At 65.7% G+C, this 20,644-nt stretch carries 18 protein-coding genes and 6 tRNA genes; 20 read left to right on the top strand and 4 right to left on the bottom strand.

Annotation, left to right across the window (positions count from 1 at the left end):
- Positions 1–69: 69 nt before the first annotated feature.
- Entirely contained in the window at positions 70–705 is a 636-nt protein-coding gene (upp, locus tag ASD87_RS22080) for a uracil phosphoribosyltransferase (protein WP_056326620.1), read from the bottom strand.
- A gap of 212 nt (positions 706–917) precedes the next feature.
- Positions 918–2,366 carry a D-alanyl-D-alanine carboxypeptidase/D-alanyl-D-alanine-endopeptidase gene (gene dacB / locus ASD87_RS22075; RefSeq protein WP_056326619.1) on the bottom strand — a complete coding sequence of 483 codons (1,449 nt, stop codon included), beginning with the start codon at positions 2,364–2,366 and terminating at the stop codon, positions 918–920.
- 203 nt (positions 2,367–2,569) lie between these two features.
- Here dacB and queA point away from each other — a divergent pair, with 203 nt between their 5' ends.
- From queA to ASD87_RS22040, 8 genes are all read left to right on the top strand, one after another.
- Positions 2,570–3,628, top strand: a complete 1,059-nt coding sequence (gene queA, locus ASD87_RS22070) for a tRNA preQ1(34) S-adenosylmethionine ribosyltransferase-isomerase QueA (protein ID WP_056326617.1) — start codon at positions 2,570–2,572, stop codon at positions 3,626–3,628.
- On the top strand, positions 3,625–4,761 hold the full coding sequence (gene tgt / locus ASD87_RS22065; RefSeq protein WP_056326615.1) for a tRNA guanosine(34) transglycosylase Tgt: 1,137 nt from the start codon (positions 3,625–3,627) through the stop codon (positions 4,759–4,761). Before queA ends, tgt begins: the two co-directional genes overlap by 4 nt.
- 232 nt (positions 4,762–4,993) lie before the next feature.
- Positions 4,994–5,338 (top strand): preprotein translocase subunit YajC, encoded by a 345-nt coding sequence (gene yajC, locus ASD87_RS22060; RefSeq protein ID WP_054451553.1) that lies wholly within the window; start codon positions 4,994–4,996, stop codon positions 5,336–5,338.
- A 108-nt stretch (positions 5,339–5,446) separates the two neighbouring features.
- Positions 5,447–7,327, top strand: a complete 1,881-nt coding sequence (gene secD / locus ASD87_RS22055; protein ID WP_056326613.1) for a protein translocase subunit SecD — start codon at positions 5,447–5,449, stop codon at positions 7,325–7,327.
- Positions 7,328–7,381: 54 nt separating this feature from the next.
- A complete protein-coding gene (secF, locus tag ASD87_RS22050) occupies positions 7,382–8,317 on the top strand; it encodes a protein translocase subunit SecF (RefSeq protein WP_056326612.1) in 936 nt (311 codons plus the stop codon).
- A 160-nt stretch (positions 8,318–8,477) separates the two neighbouring features.
- Entirely contained in the window at positions 8,478–8,846 is a 369-nt protein-coding gene (locus ASD87_RS26740; protein WP_082586397.1) for a type II toxin-antitoxin system RelE/ParE family toxin, read from the top strand.
- On the top strand, positions 8,843–9,160 hold the full coding sequence (locus ASD87_RS22045) for a helix-turn-helix domain-containing protein (protein ID WP_056326611.1): 318 nt from the start codon (positions 8,843–8,845) through the stop codon (positions 9,158–9,160). The genes ASD87_RS26740 and ASD87_RS22045 overlap by 4 nt, the downstream gene beginning before the upstream one ends.
- 50 nt (positions 9,161–9,210) lie before the next feature.
- The gene (locus ASD87_RS22040; protein ID WP_056326610.1) at positions 9,211–9,888 is read left to right on the top strand and encodes a VOC family protein; all 678 of its coding nucleotides are present in this window, start codon (positions 9,211–9,213) and stop codon (positions 9,886–9,888) included.
- 109 nt (positions 9,889–9,997) lie between these two features.
- Here the strand turns inward: ASD87_RS22040 and ASD87_RS22035 are convergent, their stop codons facing one another.
- On the bottom strand, positions 9,998–10,765 hold the full coding sequence (locus ASD87_RS22035) for a phosphatase PAP2 family protein (protein ID WP_082586396.1): 768 nt from the start codon (positions 10,763–10,765) through the stop codon (positions 9,998–10,000).
- A 171-nt stretch (positions 10,766–10,936) separates the two neighbouring features.
- Between ASD87_RS22035 and miaB the strand changes: the two genes are divergently transcribed.
- The 5 genes from miaB to lnt all read left to right on the top strand — a co-directional run bounded on the left by miaB (position 10,937) and on the right by lnt (position 16,547).
- A complete protein-coding gene (gene miaB, locus ASD87_RS22030; protein WP_056326609.1) occupies positions 10,937–12,391 on the top strand; it encodes a tRNA (N6-isopentenyl adenosine(37)-C2)-methylthiotransferase MiaB in 1,455 nt (484 codons plus the stop codon).
- Positions 12,388–13,413 carry a PhoH family protein gene (locus ASD87_RS22025; RefSeq protein WP_056326606.1) on the top strand — a complete coding sequence of 342 codons (1,026 nt, stop codon included), beginning with the start codon at positions 12,388–12,390 and terminating at the stop codon, positions 13,411–13,413. The genes miaB and ASD87_RS22025 overlap by 4 nt, the downstream gene beginning before the upstream one ends.
- Positions 13,403–13,876: an rRNA maturation RNase YbeY gene (gene ybeY / locus ASD87_RS22020; RefSeq protein WP_056326604.1), complete on the top strand. Its 474-nt coding sequence runs from the start codon at positions 13,403–13,405 to the stop codon at positions 13,874–13,876. The genes ASD87_RS22025 and ybeY overlap by 11 nt, the downstream gene beginning before the upstream one ends.
- Positions 13,877–14,031: 155 nt before the next feature.
- A complete protein-coding gene (locus tag ASD87_RS22015; protein WP_056326602.1) occupies positions 14,032–14,922 on the top strand; it encodes an HlyC/CorC family transporter in 891 nt (296 codons plus the stop codon).
- Complete coding sequence (gene lnt, locus ASD87_RS22010; RefSeq protein WP_056326601.1) at positions 14,919–16,547, top strand: apolipoprotein N-acyltransferase; 1,629 nt, start codon at positions 14,919–14,921, stop codon at positions 16,545–16,547. Before ASD87_RS22015 ends, lnt begins: the two co-directional genes overlap by 4 nt.
- 7 nt (positions 16,548–16,554) lie before the next feature.
- On the opposite strand, the gene ASD87_RS22005 is transcribed toward lnt, so the two are convergent.
- Complete coding sequence (locus tag ASD87_RS22005) at positions 16,555–17,562, bottom strand: aldo/keto reductase (protein WP_082586409.1); 1,008 nt, start codon at positions 17,560–17,562, stop codon at positions 16,555–16,557.
- Positions 17,563–18,011: 449 nt separating this feature from the next.
- Here ASD87_RS22005 and ASD87_RS22000 point away from each other — a divergent pair.
- The 7 genes from ASD87_RS22000 (at position 18,012) to ASD87_RS21970 (ending at position 20,513) form a co-directional block, all read left to right on the top strand.
- Positions 18,012–18,087, top strand: a tRNA-Ala gene (locus ASD87_RS22000).
- A gap of 32 nt (positions 18,088–18,119) precedes the next feature.
- Positions 18,120–18,195: transfer RNA gene (locus ASD87_RS21995), tRNA-Glu, on the top strand.
- Positions 18,196–18,259: 64 nt separating this feature from the next.
- Positions 18,260–18,336: transfer RNA gene (locus ASD87_RS21990), tRNA-Asp, on the top strand.
- Positions 18,337–18,440: 104 nt separating this feature from the next.
- Positions 18,441–18,516: transfer RNA gene (locus tag ASD87_RS21985), tRNA-Ala, on the top strand.
- Between the two features lie 49 nt (positions 18,517–18,565).
- Positions 18,566–18,641, top strand: a tRNA-Glu gene (locus ASD87_RS21980).
- 80 nt (positions 18,642–18,721) lie between these two features.
- Positions 18,722–18,798 (top strand) — tRNA-Asp (locus tag ASD87_RS21975).
- A 179-nt stretch (positions 18,799–18,977) separates the two neighbouring features.
- Positions 18,978–20,513: a helix-turn-helix transcriptional regulator gene (locus ASD87_RS21970; RefSeq protein ID WP_200952224.1), complete on the top strand. Its 1,536-nt coding sequence runs from the start codon at positions 18,978–18,980 to the stop codon at positions 20,511–20,513.
- Positions 20,514–20,644 lie beyond the last annotated feature (131 nt).

The raw sequence follows: 20,644 nt of genomic DNA, 5'->3' as shown, positions 1-20,644 counted from the left end.
CGGCGCGGCATCGGCGCCGCGCCGGTTCTTCACAGCCGATATCCCTGCCGGGCACGGCCGGATGGGGCTTCAGCCCTTTTGCTGCGTGCCGAAGATGCGGTCGCCGGCGTCGCCCAGGCCCGGCATGATGTAGCCGTGCTCATTCAGACCCTCGTCGATGGACGCCGTGTAGATATGCACGTCCGGGTGCTTGTTGAGCACCGCGTCGATGCCCACGGGCGCCGCCACCAGCACCAGCGCGCGGATCTCCTTGCAGCCGGCGCGCTTGAGCAGATCGATGGCGGCAACCATCGAACCGCCCGTGGCCAGCATGGGATCGACGATCAGCGCCAGGCGCTGGTCGAGTTCGCCCACCAGGCGTTCCAGATAGGTGTGCGCTTCCAGCGTCTCTTCATTGCGGGCCACGCCCACGACGCTGACCTTTGCGCCCGGGATCAGGCTCAGCACGCCGTCCAGCATGCCGATGCCGGCGCGCAGGATGGGCACCACGGTGACTTTCTTGCCGGCGATCTTCTCGACTTCGACCTGCCCGCACCAGCCCTCGACCGTGGCGGGCGCCAGCGGCAGGTCCTTGGACGCTTCGTACGTCAGCAGCGCGCCCACTTCCTGCGACAGTTCACGGAAGCTCTTGGTACTGAGGTCGGCGCGCCGCATGATCCCGAGCTTGTGGCGGATCAGCGGATGGCGGATTTCGTGCACGGGCATGTGCGTAACTCTCCAGAGTATTTGTTGGTCAGAATGCTTTCGGCCTCAGGCGGACCCGGCGCGGCGCAGCGCACCTGCGCCGCCCGCTCGCGAGCCACACGAGAGGATCGTAATCGTTTTAAGCCCGCCCCGCCGCAGGGCCGCCCCAAGGCGGGGCAGCCCCCTTGGGGGGCAGCTAGCGCATGAAATGCGCGCGGCGTGGGGGCTCATTTTCATTGTTCGGCGAGCCAGGAAATGAGGGCGTCGTCGAATGCCCGGACGGCGCCTGCCTGCTCGTGGTTCACGATGCTGACGACCACGTAGCGCTTGCCGCTGGCGCCCAGCACGTAGCCGGCGATCGAGCGCACGTCGCGCAGCGAGCCGGTCTTCAGGTGGGCCATGCCCAGCGTGCCGTTGCCCTTCAGGCGGCGGCGCACGGTGCCGTCCACGCCGGCGATGGCGAAGGACGAAATGTATTCCGGCATCACCGGCGAATTCCAGGCCACGGTCAGCATCGACGCCAGGCTGTCCGCCGACACGCGGGCGTCGCGCGACAGGCCGGCGCCGTTGTCGATGACCAGTTCCGGCATGTCCAGCCCCTGCTTGGCCAGGAGCTGCTTGGCCACTTCCTCGCTGCTGCCGACGGTGGCCGGACGGCGGCCCCGCTCGGCGCCCAGCGTCAGCAGCAGGGTGCGCGCCATGACGTTGTTGCTGCGCTTGTTGATCTGGCGGATCGCCTCGGCCAGCGTGGGCGAGTCGTGCGAGGCCAGCACCACGGCGTCGGCCGGCACCATGCCGGACCGGACCTGTCCCTTGAACGTGCCGCCCAGCTCCTTCCAGAGCATGCGGAAGACTTCGGTGGCGTATTCGGGCTGGGACAGCGCCAGGCGATACAGGCTGAACTCGCCGCAGGAACCGGCCACCTTGCCGTTGACGCGGATGGTGACGCCCTGCTGGGTAATGAGGGGGTCCGTCGTGACCACCGGGGGGCCGGGACAGCGCACGTCGCTCCATTCGACCTGGCCTTCGATCTTCAGGCCGGGCAGCGGCGGATCGATCAGCGGCACCCATTTGTTGGCGACCGGGTCCGGCGTGAACAGCAGCCGCAGCGCGCCAAAGCCCACCATCAGCGCGTCCGGGCTGGCGTTGTAAGCCCGGTCGGGCGCGCCATCGAACGCGCCCGGGTCGGTCGTGACCTGGCCGAAGATGCTGCGGTCGATCACGAGATCGTTGATCTGCTTGACCCCGCGCAGCCGCAGTTCGCGCAGCAGCGTCCACAGGTCCTGCATCAGGAATTGGGGATCGCCGCCGGCCCGCAGGTACAGCGGCCCGGCCAGCACGCCCTTGGCGTCGGGACGCGCGCCGGGCGCCGTCATGAATTCGGTGCGCCAGACGTAATTGGGGCCCAGCTCGGACAGCGCCGCCCAGGTCGTGACCAGTTTCATCACCGATGCGGGATTGCGGGCTTCCTTCGCGTTGAGCGCCACGAGCCGCGGGCCGCCGACCTCCTGGACCACCAGCGACAGCGAACTTTCCGGCAGCTTGCTCGCCTTCCAGGCCTTGACCACGTCGGGGGGCAGTCCCGGAACCTGCGCAAAGGCGGCATGCGCGGCCAGGGCCAGGACACCGCCGGCCAGCCATTGCTTCAGTCCGCCCACCCGCCTGATCACTTGTCCCGTCATTGCACGCCCACCCGGTTGCTCGTCCAGCAAAACCGAGAGCATACAAAACCTGGACGGATTGCGGGCGGCGCGAGGCCACCCCGAACGCCGGCGCAGACGCATTTAACTGCGCAAGCCGCTGTTCCGCCCCTATTAACCGTCCCCTTTACAATAGCGGGTTGCCCCAAGCCCGCCAGACGGGCCCCACTCATCCCGATATCCGCGTGACCCAGTCCTTCACCGTTTCCGATTTCGACTACGAACTGCCGCCCGAGCTCATTGCGCAGACGCCCGCCGCCCAGCGCACGGGCAGCCGCCTGCTGCACCTGGATGCCGCCAGCCAGCTCCATGACCGCCAGTTCGCCGACCTGACCTCCCTGCTGCGTCCGAACGACCTGCTCGTGTTCAACGACACCCGCGTCATCAAGGCGCGCCTGCCCGGCCACAAGATCACCGGCGGCAAGATCGAGGTGCTGGTCGAACGCATCACCGAGCCCGACCGCGTCCTGGCGCACGTGCGCGCCAGCAAGTCGCCGGGCCCCGGCATGGTGCTGCGCCTGGCCGACGCCTTCGAGGCCACCGTGCTGGGCCGCGAGGGCGAACTCTTCGACATCCGCTTTCCGGGCCCCGTGCTCGACCTGCTGGACGCGCACGGCGCCACGCCGCTGCCGCCCTACATCACGCATGCGGCGGACGCGGGCGACGACGACCGCTACCAGACGGTCTACGCGCGCGAACCTGGCGCGGTCGCCGCGCCCACGGCCGGCCTGCACTTTGACCAGCCGACGCTGGATCGCCTGGCCGGGCTGGGCGTGGCCCGCGCCTTCGTCACGTTGCACGTGGGCGCCGGCACCTTCCAGCCAGTGCGCGTGGACAACCTGGCCGACCACGTCATGCACGCGGAATGGTTCACGGTGCCCCAAGCCACCGTGGACGCCATTGCCGCGGCCCGCGCCAAGGGCGGACGCGTGATCGCCGTTGGCACCACCAGCGTGCGCGCCCTGGAATCGGCCGCCGCGCAGACCGAGGGCCACACCGCCCCCGGCGTCCCGCTGGCCACCGCCCAGGGCGACACGCGCCTGTTCATCACCCCGGGCTACGCGTACCGTGTGGTGGACGCGCTGGTCACCAACTTCCATCTTCCCCAGTCGACCCTGCTGATGCTGGTGTCGGCGCTGGCCGGCGTCGAGCCCATCCGCCGCGCCTACGCCCACGCCGTCGCCGCGCGCTACCGCTTTTTCAGCTATGGCGACGCCATGTTCATCGAAACCCCTGCCCAATGACCGGACTCAACTTCGAACTGCTCGCCACCGACGGCGGCGCCCGCCGCGGCCGCATCACGCTGAACCACGGCGTGGTCGAGACCCCCATCTTCATGCCGGTGGGCACCTACGGCAGCGTCAAGGCGATGATGCCGCACGAGCTCAAGGAAATCGGCTCGCAGATCGTGCTGGGCAACACTTTCCACCTGTGGCTGCGCCCGGGCACCGAAATCATGGAAAAGCATGGCGGCCTGCATGGCTTCATGCAGTGGGACAAGCCCATCCTGACCGACTCGGGCGGCTTCCAGGTGTTCAGCCTGCAGGGCATGCGCAAGATCACCGAGGAAGGCGTCAAGTTCGCCTCTCCCATCGACGGCGCGCGCCTGTTCCTCACGCCCGAAGAATCGATGCGCATCCAGCGCTCGCTCAACTCCGACATCGTCATGGTGTTCGACGAGTGCACGCCCTATGAAATCGACGGCCGCCCCGCCACCGTCGAAGAAGCCGCCCGCTCGATGCGCATGTCGCTGCGCTGGGCGCGCCGCTCGCGCGATGAATTCGACCGCCTGGGCAACCCGAACGCGCTCTTTGGCATCGTGCAGGGCGGCATGTACGAGTCGCTGCGCGACGAATCGCTGGCTGGCTTGCAGGAAATCGGCTTTCACGGCTACGCGATCGGCGGGCTGTCGGTAGGCGAGCCCAAGGAAGACATGATGCGCATCCTGGCGCATGTCACGCCCAAGCTGCCCGCGCAGGCGCCGCGTTACCTGATGGGCGTCGGCACCCCCGAAGACCTCGTCGAGGGCGTGAGCCGCGGCGTCGACATGTTCGACTGCGTGATGCCGACCCGCAATGCGCGCAACGGCTGGCTGTTCACGCGCTTTGGCGACGTCAAGATCCGCAACGCCAAGTACCGCGACGATACCCGTCCGCTGGACCCGAGCTGCAGTTGCCACACCTGCGGCAATTTCTCGCGCGCGTACCTGCACCATCTGCAGCGCGCCAACGAAATCACCGGCGCGCGCCTGAACACGCTGCACAACCTGCACTTCTATCTGACTATCATGAAGGAAATGCGCGAGGCCATTGCCGAAGGCCGTTTTGACGCCTGGCGCGCCCAGTTCGCCGCGGACCGTGCCCGCGGCGTGGAGTAGTCCGGTAAAAAAGCCGCCGCCGGGGGCTTTTTCCGGCGGGTTTCGCCCCCATTTGACCAGGCACGCCGCCATTGCAGGCGACCGCCGCCTGGCGCTTGGGATGACGCCCTAGTTAAAGGCTGGCGATAACCTATATACAATAGTCGGCTTGCCCTATCCATGGCTCGCGCGGGGATGGGCGCATCAAAAACATAGCGACAAACCCAAACAGACTCAAACGCAGGAGAATTCAATGTCCGTTATCGATACCGCCAGCCTCGTCGTGGCCCAGGCCGCCGCTCCCGAAGGCAATGCGCTGATGGGCATGCTGCCCATCATCCTGATGTTCGTGATCCTCTACTTCCTGATGATCCGTCCGCAGATGAAGCGCCAGAAGGAACACCGCAACCTGATCGCGGCCCTGGCCAAGGGCGACGAAGTCGTCACCGCCGGCGGCATGCTCGGCAAGGTCACCAAGGTCAACGACAGCTACGTCACCGTCGAAGTCTCCGAACTGGCCGACAAGCCCGTCGAAGTCATCATGCAGAAGTCGTCGGTGTCGACCGTCCTGCCCAAGGGAACCATCAAGGCCCTGTAAGCGTCCCAAAAGAGCCCCATCGGGGCTCTTGTCCTAGAAGGCGCCTACCGCCGCCCGCCGCGTTTCGCCCGGGCGGCCCTTTCATCTCTTTCAATGAAGTAGCCGGCAATGAACCGCTATCCCCTCTGGAAGTACATTACGGTCCTGGTCGCGGTCCTCATTGGCCTGCTGTACACGCTGCCCAATTTCTACGGCGAGTCCCCCGCCGTTCAGGTGTCCAGCGCCAAGGCCACGGTCAAGGTCGACACGACCGTGTTGGCGCGCGTGGAACAGATCCTGGCCGATGCCAAGATTCCCAACGACGGCGCCTATTTCGAACTGAACGGCACGCTCGGCACGGTTCGCGCCCGCTTCCCGTCGACCGACGTGCAGCTGCAGGCCCGCGACCTGATCGAAAAATCGCTCAACACCGTTCCCGGCGACCCGCAATACACCGTGGCGCTGAACCTCTTGCCCGCCTCGCCGCCCTGGATGCGCGCCCTGGGCTGGTTCGCTCCCAAGCCCATGTACCTGGGCCTGGACCTTCGCGGCGGCGTGCACTTCCTGCTGCAGGTCGACATGCAAGGCGCCCTGACCGCCCGCTATGATTCCCTGGCCGCCGACGTGCGCTCGGTGCTGCGCGACCAGAAGATCCCCGTGGCCGGCGTCGAACGCTCCGGCATGGGCATTGCCGCCACCTTCGCCAATTCCGACGACCGCGACCGCGCCATCTCGACGCTGCGCTCGCGCCTGCCCGACCTGGAATTCACCGAACGCGAAGAAAACGGCAAGCAGCTGCTGATGGCCGCCCTGAACCCGGCCGCCGTCACCCGCGTGCAGGATTCCGCGCTCAAGCAGAACATCAACACGCTGCACAACCGCATCAACGAGCTGGGCGTGGCCGAACCGGTCATCCAGCAGCAGGGTTCGGACCGCATCGTGGTGCAGTTGCCCGGCGTGCAGGACGTGGCCAAGGCCAAGGAACTGCTGGGCCGCACCGCCACGCTGGAAATCCGCATGGTCGACGACTCCCCCGCCGCGCAGGCCGCGTTGCTGGGAGGCAGCGTCCCGTTTGGTCTTGAGCGCTACAACGACCGTGACGGCCGTCCGATCCTGGTCCGCCGCCAGGTCATCCTGACCGGTGAAAACCTGCAGGACGCCCAGCCCGGCCGCGATTCGCAGACCCAGCAGGCCGCCGTCCACCTGACGCTGGACTCCAAGGGCGCCCGCATCTTCCGCGACGTCACCCGCGACAACATCAACAAGCGCATGGCCATCCTGCTGTTCGAAAATGGCAAGGGCGAAGTGGTCACCGCGCCCGTCATCCGCGGTGAAATCGCGGGCGGCCAGGTGCAGATCTCGGGCAGCATGACCTCCGAGGAAGCCGCCGACACCGCCCTGCTGCTGCGCGCCGGCGCGCTGGCCGCGCCGATGTCCATCATCGAGGAACGCACCATCGGCCCGAGCCTTGGCGCCGACAACATTTCCAAGGGCTTTTACTCGACGCTGTACGGCTTCCTGGCGATCGCCGCGTTCATCATCATCTACTACCACCTGTTCGGCGTGTTCTCCACGATCGGCCTGACGCTCAACGTGCTGCTGCTGCTGGCGCTCCTGTCCATGCTGCAGGCCACGCTGACGCTGCCCGGCATCGCGGCCATTGCGCTGACACTGGGCATGGCCATTGACTCGAACGTGCTGATCAACGAGCGCATACGCGAAGAACTGCGTGCGGGGGCCACACCCCAGCAGGCCATCCATCACGGTTTCGAACGCGCGTGGGGCACCATTCTTGACTCGAACCTCACCACGCTGATCGTGGGCCTGGCGCTGCTGGCGTTCGGTTCGGGCCCGATCCGGGGCTTCGCGGTGGTTCACTGCCTGGGCATCCTGACCTCGATGTTCTCGTCGGTCGTGGGCGTGCGCGCGCTGGCCAATCTGTACTACGGCCGCAAGAAGAAGCTCACCTCGATCTCCATCGGCGAAGTCTGGAAGCCGAAGGCAAACTGAAAATAAGGCGGACGGCCCCGGCCGTCCGCCACAGAAAAGAACCGAAGGCGAAAAATGGAATTTTTCCGGATTCACCGCACCATCCCGTTCATGCGCCATGCGCTGGTGCTGAACATCATCAGTCTCGTCACCTTCCTGCTGGCGGTCTTTTTCATCGTCACCCGCGGCTTTCACCTGTCGATCGAGTTCACCGGCGGCACGGTCATGGAAGTCAACTACGCCCAGACGGCGCAGCTTGAAAACGTGCGCGGCGTGGTGTCCAAGCTGGGCTACACCGACTTCCAGGTCCAGAACTTCGGCACGTCGCACGACGTCATGATCCGCCTGCCCCTGCAGGAAGGCCAGACGTCCGCCACGCAAAGCGAAACCGTCATGGCCGCACTGAAGGCCGCCGATTCGGGCGTGGAATTGCGCCGCGTCGAATTCGTGGGCCCGCAGGTCGGCCAGGAACTGCTGCACAACGGCCTCATGGCGCTGCTGGTCGTGGTGATCGGCATCATGGTCTACCTGGGCTTCCGCTTCGAATGGAAGTTCGCGGTGGCCGGCGTGATCGCCAACCTGCACGACGTGGTCATCATCCTGGGCTTCTTCGCGTTCTTCCAGTGGGAGTTCTCGCTGGCGGTGCTGGCCGGCGTGCTGGCCGTGCTGGGCTACTCCGTGAACGAATCCGTGGTCATCATGGACCGGATCCGCGAAAACTTCCGCAAGTACCGCAAGGCGGACGTGCACGAAGTCATCAACAGCGCGATCACCCAGACCATCTCGCGGACCATCATCACCCACGGTTCGACCCAGATGATGGTGCTGGCCATGCTGTTCTTCGGCGGCCCCACCCTGCACTACTTCGCCATGGCCCTGACCATCGGCATCTGGTTCGGCATCTACTCGTCGGTATTCGTCGCCGCCGCGCTGGCCATGTGGATGGGCGTCAAGCGCGAAGACCTGATCAAGCCGGTCAAGAAGGAAGGCGAGGAAGGCGAAGTCGCCTGACTGCCACGGCCCTGACACCAAGAACCCGTCGCTTGCGACGGGTTTTTCTTTTGGGGCACGGGCAGGTGCGGCGAGCACGAATAGTCCACCCCACCGTTTTTGGTTAGTTTGTCCGATCCCCCGCCACGGCGGTTGATTTATATATCCGAACAGGTATATCGTGTGGACAGAAAAACCCAAGCTTCTCTACTGGGAAGGATCTTCCAGAAAGGACTTCAAGGCGTTCCCGCTTCCCGTGCAAAAGCGAATGGGAATGTCGCTGTACACCCTGCAATGCGGCCGTTGGCCCGATGCTGCAAAAGCCATGAAAGGGCTGGGGCCGGGCGTTTATCAGCTTGCCGAAACCGAGCGAGGCAATGCGTATCGGACTGCCTACGCAATGAAGATCGACACCGCCATCCATGTACTGCATGCATTTCAGAAAAAATCCAAGTCGGGCATCAGCACGCCCCAGACCGACCTTGATCTCATATCACGCCGGCTGAAGCGTGCAATGGTTCGGCAACATCCCCACCGGAGCGCTCCATGACCCGCACGCCCCATCCCGGCACACAAAATGTGCTCTATGACCTTGGCTTTGACGACGCGGCCGAGTTGACCGCAAAGGTCCAGCTGGCCATCAGGTTCAACGATTTGATCGATCAGCGTGCCCTGAGCCAGCGGGAGGTCGCTGCGCTGACCGGAATGACGCAACCCAAAATCTCTCAAATGCGGCGGTACAAGCTCCAGAACATTTCCTTGGAACGGGTGATGCAGGCGCTGGTATCGCTGGATCAGCATGTTGAAATTCGTGTGCGCAAAGCCCGCCGGTCTGACGCGGCCGGCATCTCCGTCGCGGCTTGACACCAACACCGAACCGGACGAACGAGCGCCCATTCGTTACCATGCCCCTCATGAAACTCACCATCGACCACCTCGTCATCGCCGCCGCGGACCTCGCCAGCGGTACCGAATATGTCGCCGGACTGCTGGGCATCGCGCCTCAGGGCGGCGGCGCGCATCCGCGCATGGGCACTCATAACCGGGTGCTGGGCATGGCGGACGGCCTGTATCTGGAAGTCATCGCGATCGATCCCGACGCGCCGGCGCCCGAGCGCCCCCGCTGGTTCGGGCTGGACCAGGGCGACGTGCGCGCGCGTCTCGAACAGGGACCGTTCCTGGCGCACTGGGCCGCGCGTGTCGAGGCGCCGCTGGACCTGACGCGCATGCAGGCCGAGCACCCCGACCGGCTGCCGCCCGCCATCGCCATGACGCGCGGCGACCTGCGCTGGCGCCTGACCGTGCCGGAAGACGGCAGCCTGCCGGCGTGGCGCGAGGCCGGCTACGAAGCTGGCGAAGGCCTGCTGCCCACGCTGATCCAATGGGACGTCGAGAATCCGCCCGGCGCGACCCTGCCGCGCCAGCCGCTGCGCTTGCTCCGCCTGACCGGCTGCCATCCCCGCGCCTCGCTGCTGCGCCAGGGGTTGGCCTGGATGGGCGCGGATAGCCTGATCGACGTCGAGCAGGCCGACGGCCCGCCCCGCCTGCGTGCGCAGATCGAAACGCCGTCCGGGGTCAAAGTGCTGGCCTGACACGCACGCGCCGGCCCCGTTTTAAGCCGGCATTCCGTCCCCGGACGCCGTCACCGGACGAAAAAAAGGCCGCGGATTCCGCGGCCTTGTCTGCTTCCCGAGCCCTGCCTCAGGCCTTCTTCCACCAGCGCCAAGGGGCGCGCAGCGGCCATTGGTATTTGCTGCCGAGCACGCGGGGGGCCAGATAGTGGCCGACCAGCACGGGGATGCCGGCGGCCGTCATCACATCCGACAGATAGTGATCCAGGTTCACCAGCCGGCTGATCGCCACCAGCGCCGCCAGCAGCAGAAAAATCCAGCGCCAGCGGGGCGCCAGGATGCCCAGCACCACCGCCACGGCAAAGGCGGCGTAGGTGTGGCTGGAAGGAAAGGAATTGAACTGCTGGGCGCGGGAAAACGATTCGCCCAGGCCGTAGATGCCCTGTTCGAAATACAGCTCGGGGCGCGCGCGGGCCACGGTGCGCTTGAGCACCAGCACCACCAGCCCGCCCACCGCCATCGTCGACAGCATCAGCAGGCTGCCGCGCGCCATGGCGGCATAGCTGACGCGCAGCGGATTTCGCCATCCGCGCGCCAGGCCCACCAGGCCGATCACGTAGAACGCCAGCGCCATGACGATGTAATGGCCGCTCTCGCCCAGCTCGCCCACCCATTCAAACGACTGGTCCACGCCAGCCGACACCGATTGCTGGATCCAGATTGCAAGCGGCAGGTCGACCCACAGCGCGCAGGCCGCCGCGGCCAGCGCCAGCGCGCCTGCCAGCAGCGCCCACACCGACGTGGGATAGGGATTTCGGTATTCGTCCTGGACGGCGGAACCGGCGCCGCCATCGAGGGACGGAGTGGCTGCCGCAGGCGTGAGGCGATTGGAATTCATCGGTTCCGCACGAGCATAAAAAGGAGATCTTGCCGGCGCCACCCGGCGCTCGGTCCGCTATCGTAACGGCCAACGCGCGCCCGACCAAGAAACAATTTTTGGGCAAGGGTTAAAATTCCGCCTTTCCCCTCTTTCCAGCCCCCGGGATCTACACCCGTCACGGCGACCATCATGCAAGAAACTTCTCTCAAGCGCGCGGGCAATGTCCCTGGCGAAACCCGCGACGCCGGCTCCCCCGTCCTGCCTTCGGCCGTTCCCGGCGCCGGCTCCTCCCGCAAGCTGTACATCCGCACCTTCGGCTGCCAGATGAACGAGTACGACTCGGACAAGATGGCAGACGTGCTGCGCGAGGACCAGGGCGGGCTCGAACTGACCGACAACCCCGAAGAGGCCGACGTCATCCTGTTCAACACCTGTTCGGTGCGCGAAAAGGCGCAGGAAAAGGTGTTTTCGGACCTGGGCCGCGTGCAGCACCTGAAGAAGACCAATCCGAACCTGGTCATCGGCGTGGGCGGCTGCGTGGCCAGCCAGGAAGGCGAAGCCATCGTCAAGCGCGCGCCGTACGTCGACGTGGTGTTCGGCCCGCAGACGCTGCACCGCCTGCCCGACCTGATCAAGCGCCGCCGCGACGAAGGCCGCTCGCAGGTCGACATCAGCTTTCCCGAGATCGAGAAATTCGACAACATGCCGCCGCCGCGCGTCGACGGCGCCACGGCGTTCGTGTCCATCATGGAAGGCTGTAGCAAGTACTGCAGCTTCTGCGTCGTGCCTTACACGCGCGGCGAAGAGGTCTCGCGTCCGTTCGACGACGTGCTGATCGAAGTGGCCGACCTGGCCGACCAGGGCGTCAAGGAAGTGACGTTGCTGGGCCAGAACGTGAACGCCTACCGCGGCCGCATGACCGATTCCGACGAGATCGCGGACTTTGCGATGCTGCTGGAATACGTGCACGAGATCCCCGGCATCGAGCGCATCCGCTACACGACCTCTCACCCCAAGGAAATGACCCAGCGCATGGTGGACGCCTACGCCCGCCTGCCCAAGCTGGTCTCGTTCCTGCATCTGCCTGTGCAAGCCGGCAGCGACCGCGTGCTGGCGAGCATGAAGCGCGGCTACACCACGCTGGAATTCAAGTCGGTCGTGCGCCGCCTGCGCGCCGCCCGCCCGAATCTCACGCTGTCCTCCGACTTCATCGTGGGCTTTCCCGGCGAGACCGAGGAAGACTTCGAAAAGACGCTCAAGCTGATCGAGGACGTCGGCTTCGATACGTCGTTCTCGTTCGTGTATTCGCGCCGCCCGGGCACCCCCGCCGCCGACCTGACGGACGACACGCCCCAGGACGTGAAGCTGCGCCGCCTGCAGCGCCTGCAGGCGCTCATCAACGAACAGGCGGCAACGATTGCCCGCAACATGGTGGGCACGCGCCAGCGCCTGCTGGTGGAAGGTCCCTCGCGCCGCGACCCGAACGAACTCATGGGCCGCACCGAAAACAACCGCATCGTCAATTTCCCCGCGCCCGCGCGGCTCATCGGACAAATGGTCGACGTCATCATCACCGAGGCGCACACGAACTCCCTGCGCGCCCGGGTTGCCGACGTGGACCGCACATCGCAAGAGGCTGAATGACCACTCCCCGCTCCCGCGCGCGTCGCAGCATGCCCGTCATCGTCACCCTGGACGGCGACAACACCCACCTGGCCAACCTCTGCGGCCCTCTGGACGAAAACCTGCGGCAGCTTGCCGACGGCATGACGGTCAAGCTGTCGCGCCGCGGCAGCCGCGTCACCATCGAAGGCGAGCGGGCCGAACTGGCCGGCCGCATCCTGCGCCGCTTCCACGAACAGGCCGTGCACCGCGCCCTGTCCATCGATGACATCCAGCTGGGATTGGTCGAGATCGGCGTGGGCCGCCAGGAAGACAAGCTCAAGGAAGAGCAGGCCCAGGAACTCGACGCCCTGCCCGCCCTGGACGACGAAAGCGATGGCATCGCGCTGCGCACCAAGCGCAGCGACCTGCGTCCGCGCACGCCGCGCCAGCGCGACTACCTGAACAACATCCTCAAGCACGACATCACGTTCGGCGTCGGCCCTGCCGGCACGGGCAAGACCTGGCTGGCCGTGGCCTGCGCCATCGACGCCATGGAGCGCGACACGGTGCAGCGCCTGGTGCTGACCCGCCCCGCCGTCGAAGCTGGCGAACGCCTGGGCTTTCTGCCCGGCGACCTGGCGCAGAAGGTCGACCCGTACCTGCGCCCGCTGTATGACGCGCTGTACGACCTGATGGGCTTCGAAAAGGTGCAGCGCCTGTTCGAGAAGCAGACCATCGAGATCGCACCGCTGGCCTACATGCGCGGGCGCACGCTGAACCACGCCTTCGTCATCCTGGACGAGGCGCAGAACACGACGCCCGAGCAGATGAAGATGTTCCTTACGCGCATCGGCTTTGGCAGCAAGGCGGTCATCACCGGCGACCCCTCGCAGGTCGACCTGCCGCGCGGTCAGGTCAGCGGGCTGGCGCATGCGGTGAAAGTGCTGCATGACGTCCAGGGCATCGCCACCACCAAGTTCACCAGCCGCGATGTCGTGCGCCACCCCCTGGTCGCCCGCATCGTCGACGCCTACGACCGCTCCGCCGAAGATGAAGCCTGAGCTGTCCCTGTCCGTGCAGTACGGGGTCGAGGAAGCCCGCCTGCCCCGCTGGCGCCTGCGCCGCTGGGCCGAACGGGCGCTCGGCGCCGCCCATGAAGACGGCCTGGTCGCGTTCTCGGCCGCCGAACTCAGCCTGCGGCTGGTCGGCGCGGCCGAGGGCCGCCGCCTGAACCGCGACTTCCGCGGCCGCGACTACGCCACCAACGTGCTGACCTTCGAATACGGCGTCGACCCGCTGGGCGTGGCCCGCGGCGACATCGTCATGTGCGTGCCCGTGCTGGTTCGCGAGGCCCGCGAGCAGCGCAAGCCCTTGCTGGACCACGCCGCCCACCTCACCATCCACGGCGTGCTGCATTCGCTGGGCTACGACCACATCAAGGCGCGCGAGGCCAAGCGCATGGAAGCCCTGGAAACCGCCACCCTCGCGCAAATGGGCATTGCCGACCCCTACGTCGCCGCCTGAGCGCAGCGGCTCCGGGTCAACCCTGAGAAATTGCCGGAAAATGGCGTGCAGCAAGGCGCAGATCGCGTCCAATGCACCCATTTTCCCGGTTGGCGTTACAAACGATGGGCCAGTATCGGTTATGCTGGCTCCTCCATAACTTGTCCTCCCGGACGATGTCTGACCCTTACCCTGCTCCCGAAGCGACTTCCGCTCGCTCTGCCAAACCCGCCACCAAATCCCTCCTAGACCGCCTGCTTTCCCTTGTGCGCCGAGAGCCCGAGGACCGCGAAGGCATCAAGGCCGTCCTCGAAGCCGCGCACGAGCGCGATCTGCTCGACGCGGAGTCGTACAAGATGATCAAGGGCGCGCTAGCCGTGTCCGAGGGCACTGTCGGCGACATCATGGTCCCGCGCTCGCGCATGGATCTGCTCGATGTCACGCAGCCCATTCCCTACCTGGTGGCCTCGGTGATCGAAACCGCGCATTCGCGGTTCCCCGTCTACGAGGGCGATCGCGACAACATCATCGGCATCCTGCTCGCCAAGGATCTGCTGCGCTGCATGCTGGAACCCAACATCGACGTGCGCTCGCTGGTCCGCCCGGCCGTGTTCATTCCGGAATCCAAGCGCCTGAACGTGCTGCTGCATGAGTTCCGCGCCAGCCGCAACCACCAGGCCATCGTCATCGACGAGCACGGCGGCATTTCCGGGCTGGTCACGATGGAAGACGTGCTGGAACAGATCGTCGGCGACATCGAAGACGAGTTCGACGAAACCGAGGAAGACTCCATCTTCCCTGAAGGCGAAAACCAGTGGCGCGTGCTCGCGGCCACCGACATCTCGCACTTCAATGAAGTCTTCGGCTGCCAGTTGCCCGACGACGAGTACGACAGCGTCGGCGGCTGGATGGGCGGTCAGCTCGGCCGCATTCCGCGCCGCGGCGACCACGCCGACATCGAAGGCCTGCGCCTGGAAGTGGCGCGCGGCGATGCCCGCCGGGCCATCTGGCTGCGCGTCAAGCGCCTTGCCGCTCCGCAGTCCGCAGCACCCGCCAACGACGCATGACCAGCACTGCGCGCAGCCGACTCCTGCGCGGCGCCGCCGGCCTCGTGCTGGCGGGCGCCGTCCACGCCCTGACCTTTGCCCCCGGCCCGCTGCCCGGATGGGCGCTGGCGTTCACCCAGATCGCCGCGCTGGCGGTGCTGGCTCGCGTCACGCTGTACGCCCCGTCTGCCCGTCAGGCTTGGCTGCGCGGCTGGCTATTCAGCTTCGCCAGCTACGCGCTGGGGCTGTACTGGATCTTCATCAGCCTGCACCGCTACGGCGATCTGGCCGCGCCGCTGGCCGTTGCCGCGGTGCTGGCGCTGTCGGCCTTCCTGGCCCTGTTTCCCGCCACCGCCAATGCGCTGGCGCGCCGTTACGCGCCGCTTGCCCCGGACGCCACGCCGTCCCGCATCCTGACCGCCACACTGGCCTGGGCCGCGATGTGGGCCGCGTTCGAATGGCTACGCGCGGTGCTCCTGACCGGCTTTCCGTGGCTGAATATCGGCTACGCGCAGGTCGACAGCCCCATCGCGGGCTGGGCGCCGCTCGTGGGCGTGCACGGCATGGCGTTCCTGGCCGCGTTTGTCGCGGCCGCCGCCGCGAGCCTATGGCAGCCCTCCCGCAAGGCCGGCGTGGCCCCGCGCCACGCGCTGGCCGCCGGCATCGCACTGGCCCTGGCCGGGGCGGGCTGGCCGCTGTCGCGCATCGACTGGTCGGCGCCCGTAGGCGACCCGCTGAACGTACGCCTCGTGCAGGGCAACATCGGACAATCCCAGAAATTCGATCCGGCGCTTCTCGAGCAGAGCGTGCGGCGCCACCTTGATCTGACGGCCATGCCGCCCGCGCCCGGCGTGCCCGCGCCGCAACTGATCATCCTGCCCGAAACCGTGCTGCCCATCTTCCAGGATCAGCTCGATCCGCGGGTCTGGGAGGTCTGGCGCGACCTGGCCCGCCAGCGCAACACCGTCATCGCGATGGGCGTGCCGCTGCACGATCGCGTGGACGGCCGCGAACGCTACACCAACAGCGTCATCGGCTTTGACGGCGCCACGTCGGTCGAACAGCTGCTGGGCGGCAATACCGCCATGCGCTACGACAAACGTCATCTCGTGCCGTGGGGCGAGTACGTGCCGCCCGGCTTTCACTGGTTCGTCGAAATGCTCAACATTCCGCTGGGCGACTTCGACCGGGGCGGCGAACGCCAGACGCCCTTTGCCGTCGGCGGCCAGCACATCGCCTTCAACATCTGCTACGAAGACCTCTTCGGCCCCGACCTGCTGCCCGCCTTGCAGCCCGGCCCCAACGGCGAGCCGGGTGCGACCATCCTGGTCAACGTCAGCAACCTGGGCTGGTTCGGCGACAGCTGGGCGCTGCGCCAGCACTTGCAGATCGGCCGGCTGCGCACCATTGAAACCGCGCGTCCGATGCTGACCGCCACCAACACGGGCATCACCGCTGCCATCGGTGCGAAGGGCCACGTTGCCGCTCAGCTCGCGCCGCTGCAGGCGGGCGTGCTGCCCGTCTCCGTCCAAGGCATGACGGGGCTGACGCCCTACGCGCGTTTTGGGGACAAGACCGCGCTCGCTCTGATCGGCCTGGCCCTCATTGCCGCGGTGGGCAGCGCCCGCCGCCCGCGCCGCGGCTGATCCCGGCTCACGCAAACAGGTTCGCGGGCAGCGAGCCTGTTTCGTCGGGCGGCGCCAACGGTCCGCTTCCCGCTCCCGTGGTTTCGATCGCATCGGCAATGGCTTGCATGTCCTCGGCGTCCAATTCCAGCTCGGCCGCGCCGATCACGCCATCCACCTGCGACGCGCTGCGCGCCCCCACAATGGCGCCCGTCACACCCGGCCACGCCAACGTCCAGGCCGCCGCCGCGGCAGCGACGGTGGCGCCATGCCGTTCCGCGATCGGCTTGAAGGCATCGGCCAGCGCCAGATTGCGTTCCAGGTCCGGTGAGCGGAAATCCGCGTGCCGCGACCGCCAATCGTCCGGCGGCAAGGCCCGTGCACGCTCGGCGCTGAACTTGCCGGTCAGCAGGCCCGAATGCATGGGGCTGTACACGATCACACCCGTGCCGTGTGACGCGCACCAGGGAATCAGGTCGCTCGCCGCAGTACGCTGGATCGCCGAAAACGGGGGTTGCAGCGTGTCCACGTGTCCCAGGTATTCGGCGGCGCGCAACTGCGCCAGATTGTGATTCGACAGACCGACAGCCCGGACCTTGCCTGCCTGCTTGAGGTCCAGCAACTCCTGCCAGTACGCCTCCAGCGGTGTGCCGTCGCCCGCAGGCCAGTGCATCTGGTAGAGGTCGATGCGCTCGACGCCCAGCCGGCGCAGCGACCCCTCCAGCTCGCGCCGGATACTGGACGGGGCGCCCGTGCGCCGCGGCATGGCCTGCGGCTGCGCCGCCGACCACGTCAGGCCGCATTTCGTGAAGACATAAGGGCGCTCGCTGGCCGGCATCTGCGCCAGCGCCTGGCGCACGATCTCCTCGGAATGGCCCAGCCCGTACACCGCGGCGGTATCGATCCAATTGATGCCGCGGTCGACCGCATGCCGGATCGCCTTGATGGATTCGGTGTCTTCCTGCGGCCCCCAGCCCACCGCCCATCCATTGCCGCCCATCGCCCAGGCGCCCAGGCCGATGCGCGTGATCTCCATGTCCGTGCGGCCCAGCGCGACGGTGGGAAAGGCGGTGCTGCTCATGGAGAAGTGCTCATGTGTCGATGTCCTTGCCGGTCTGCGGCAGCTTTACGTGCGGCTCGCCACAGGGCGAGCACGTGTAAAAAAAGGCGAGCCTCGCAAAAAAAAATCAGCCGTTTACGATAGCACCTGCACAAGCCGTTGATTTTATTGATTTCTGCATCAATCGACCACGGCCTGCAGCGTGGTTTTCGCGCCAAACAATGCCCTTCCAACGGCTATCCATCCCTCTTTTTTCGCAACTTTTTTGTTTTTTGCCATGAAGCGACTTGCACACCAAATTTAGTTCGTGCATAATCTCGTTTCTTCGCCAACGGCACTAAACAAAACCGGCAACGAAACAGCAAAAAACGCGCTTTAAACAGCAAGTTTCTAGCAAAAACGTTGAACGGATTGATTAGCGAAACGGGGGTATAGCTCAGCTGGGAGAGCGCTTGCATGGCATGCAAGAGGTCAGCGGTTCGATCCCGCTTACCTCCACCAGTCCAAAGCGAAGAGTAGTACAGCAAGTCCAAGTCCCCTTCGTCTAGAGGCCTAGGACATCACCCTTTCACGGTGAGTACAGGGGTTCGAATCCCCTAGGGGACGCCAGTCTTCTGGCATGCAGTAGAAGTGATGCAGTTGAAGTGACAATGTAGTTGAGTTAAGCCGCTGCGGAGCGGTAGTTCAGTTGGTTAGAATACCGGCCTGTCACGCCGGGGGTCGCGGGTTCGAGCCCCGTCCGCTCCGCCAAAAGCTCTCTCGCTCAGAGTCTTTCAAGAGCTCCGTTTTCGGGGCTTTTTTGTTTTATAAGTGTGAGACCTTGTTGTTTGAAGTTTGGGACAGCAGGACGCCCTGGGGGTATAGCTCAGCTGGGAGAGCGCTTGCATGGCATGCAAGAGGTCAGCGGTTCGATCCCGCTTACCTCCACCAGTCGCAGTACAGTAGTAGCGCAGTACAGTAGTAAAGTTGTTAGTTCCGGGTCCCCTTCGTCTAGAGGCCTAGGACATCACCCTTTCACGGTGAGTACAGGGGTTCGAATCCCCTAGGGGACGCCAGCTTCCGCTGGCAAGCAGTACAAGCTGTCTTGACACCACAGCCGCAGTAAAGAAGTTTGAAGACATCAGTAAGCCGCTGCGGAGCGGTAGTTCAGTTGGTTAGAATACCGGCCTGTCACGCCGGGGGTCGCGGGTTCGAGCCCCGTCCGCTCCGCCAAGCACATTGCGCTTACCGAACGCTGCTCGCAGCACGCATCGAAAGCTCCGGATTCCGGAGCTTTTTGCTTTTGCGGATCTGCTGCAAAGCGATGCGTTCGCGGTGCAATCCCCTCCCGCTGTACCCCTTCCGCGAGACTCGTCCGTTTTGACCTCTGGACAGTACCGGCGCGCGGCTTCATGCTTGCGCGTACACGCCATGCGAAGAAAAAAGAGGCCTACGTGACCCCCAACGACGCCGCACCCCAAGCACATCGCCAACACCTGCAAAGCATCATCGCGGGCCTGAACGAGGGCATCATCCTGCTTGAGGCCGACGGCTCGATCGCCTGGGCCAACGCCAGCGCACTCGCGCTGCACGGCGCCAACGCCATCGAAGAGCTGGGCGGCACGCCCGCCGGCTACCGCAAGCGGTATACGCTTACCTACCGCAATCATCACCGCGTGCCGGCCCGCCAGTATCCAATGGACCGCCTTGCGGCGGGCGAAGAGTTCGAAGACCTGCTGCTGGATCTGGGCCGCAAGGACGACGACGAATTCACGCGCAACCTGATGGCGCGCGGGCTGGACCTGGATGACGGCGGCCCCATTCCGTACCGCGTGCTTATCCTTCACGACCAGACGGCCCAGGTCAATGCCGAGGAACGCTTCGAGCGCACCTTCTCCGCCAATCCGGCGCCAGCGCTGATCTGCCGGCTTTCCGACCTGCGCTACGTCAAGGTGAACCAGGGGTTTCTGGAGATGACGGGGTATTCGCGCGACACGGTGCTGGGCAAATCGGCCTACGAACTGGACGTGCTGGACGGCAGCGACGACAAGGAAACCGCCGTGGCGCGGCTCAACGAAGGACAGACCATTCCGCAGCGCGAAGGCGTGCTGAAACTGCCGGATGGCACCAGCAAGTTCGTCATGGTGGCGGGCCAGCCCATCGACATGCACGACGAACCGTGCATGCTGTTCACCTTCATCGACCTGGAAGGCCGCAAGCGTACCGAAGAAGCCTTGCGGGAAAGCGAAGAGCGCTTTTCCAAGGCGTTCCAGCTGGCGCCCGTGCCGATGGCGGTCTGTGACGGCGACACCCTGAACGTGCTGAACCTGAATGACGCCTTCGCGGCGGCCACCGGCCTGTCGCTGGACGACAAGGCGGAGCAGGACCTCGTCGAACTGGGACTTCGTCCGTACGAAGGCATGCTGGCCGGCCTGAAGCGCGGGGAAAGCGTCCGCAACCGCGAAGCCGTGATGATTGCGCGCGACGGCGGCGAGCTGGACTGCCTGGTGTCGGCCGAACCGGTCATGATCGGCGGGCTGCGCCGCGTGCTGATCGTCATGCAGGACATCACCGAGCGCAAGCGATCCGAGACCGAACTGCTGACCGCGATCGAGGCAGTGATGCAGGACACTTCCTGGTTCAGCCGCGGCATCATCGAGAAACTGGCGCAACTGCGCCAGCCCGCCCCCGCCACGCGCGACGTGGCCGAACTGGCGCAACTCACCTCGCGCGAGCGCGAAGTCCTTGGGCTGTTATGCCAGGGGCACGACGACGACGGCATCGCCAAGGCGCTCAAGCTGTCGCGCAACACCGTGCGTAATCACGTCGCCACGATCTACAGCAAGATCGGAGTGCATCGGCGCAGCGCCGCCATTGTCTGGGCACGCGACCGCGGCATCACCGGACACGAAAGCGCTCGCAACCGCGATAAGCAGACGAAGTCCTGAGACCGGCGGAGGGCGATTTACAATTTGAATCAAAATATTCACCCCCTCGGCGTCCCCGAAGATGCCATCGCTTTAGAACTCGCGGCCGCCCAAAAGCGGCCATTTTCTTTGATCACCCCGGCAACCCACCC

It is taken from the genome of Achromobacter sp. Root170, assembly GCF_001428165.1.
Classification (GTDB): domain Bacteria; phylum Pseudomonadota; class Gammaproteobacteria; order Burkholderiales; family Burkholderiaceae_B; genus Achromobacter; species Achromobacter mucicolens.
Note: the sequence above shows the minus strand (reverse complement) of the source record. Positions and strands in the feature narration are given on the sequence as shown.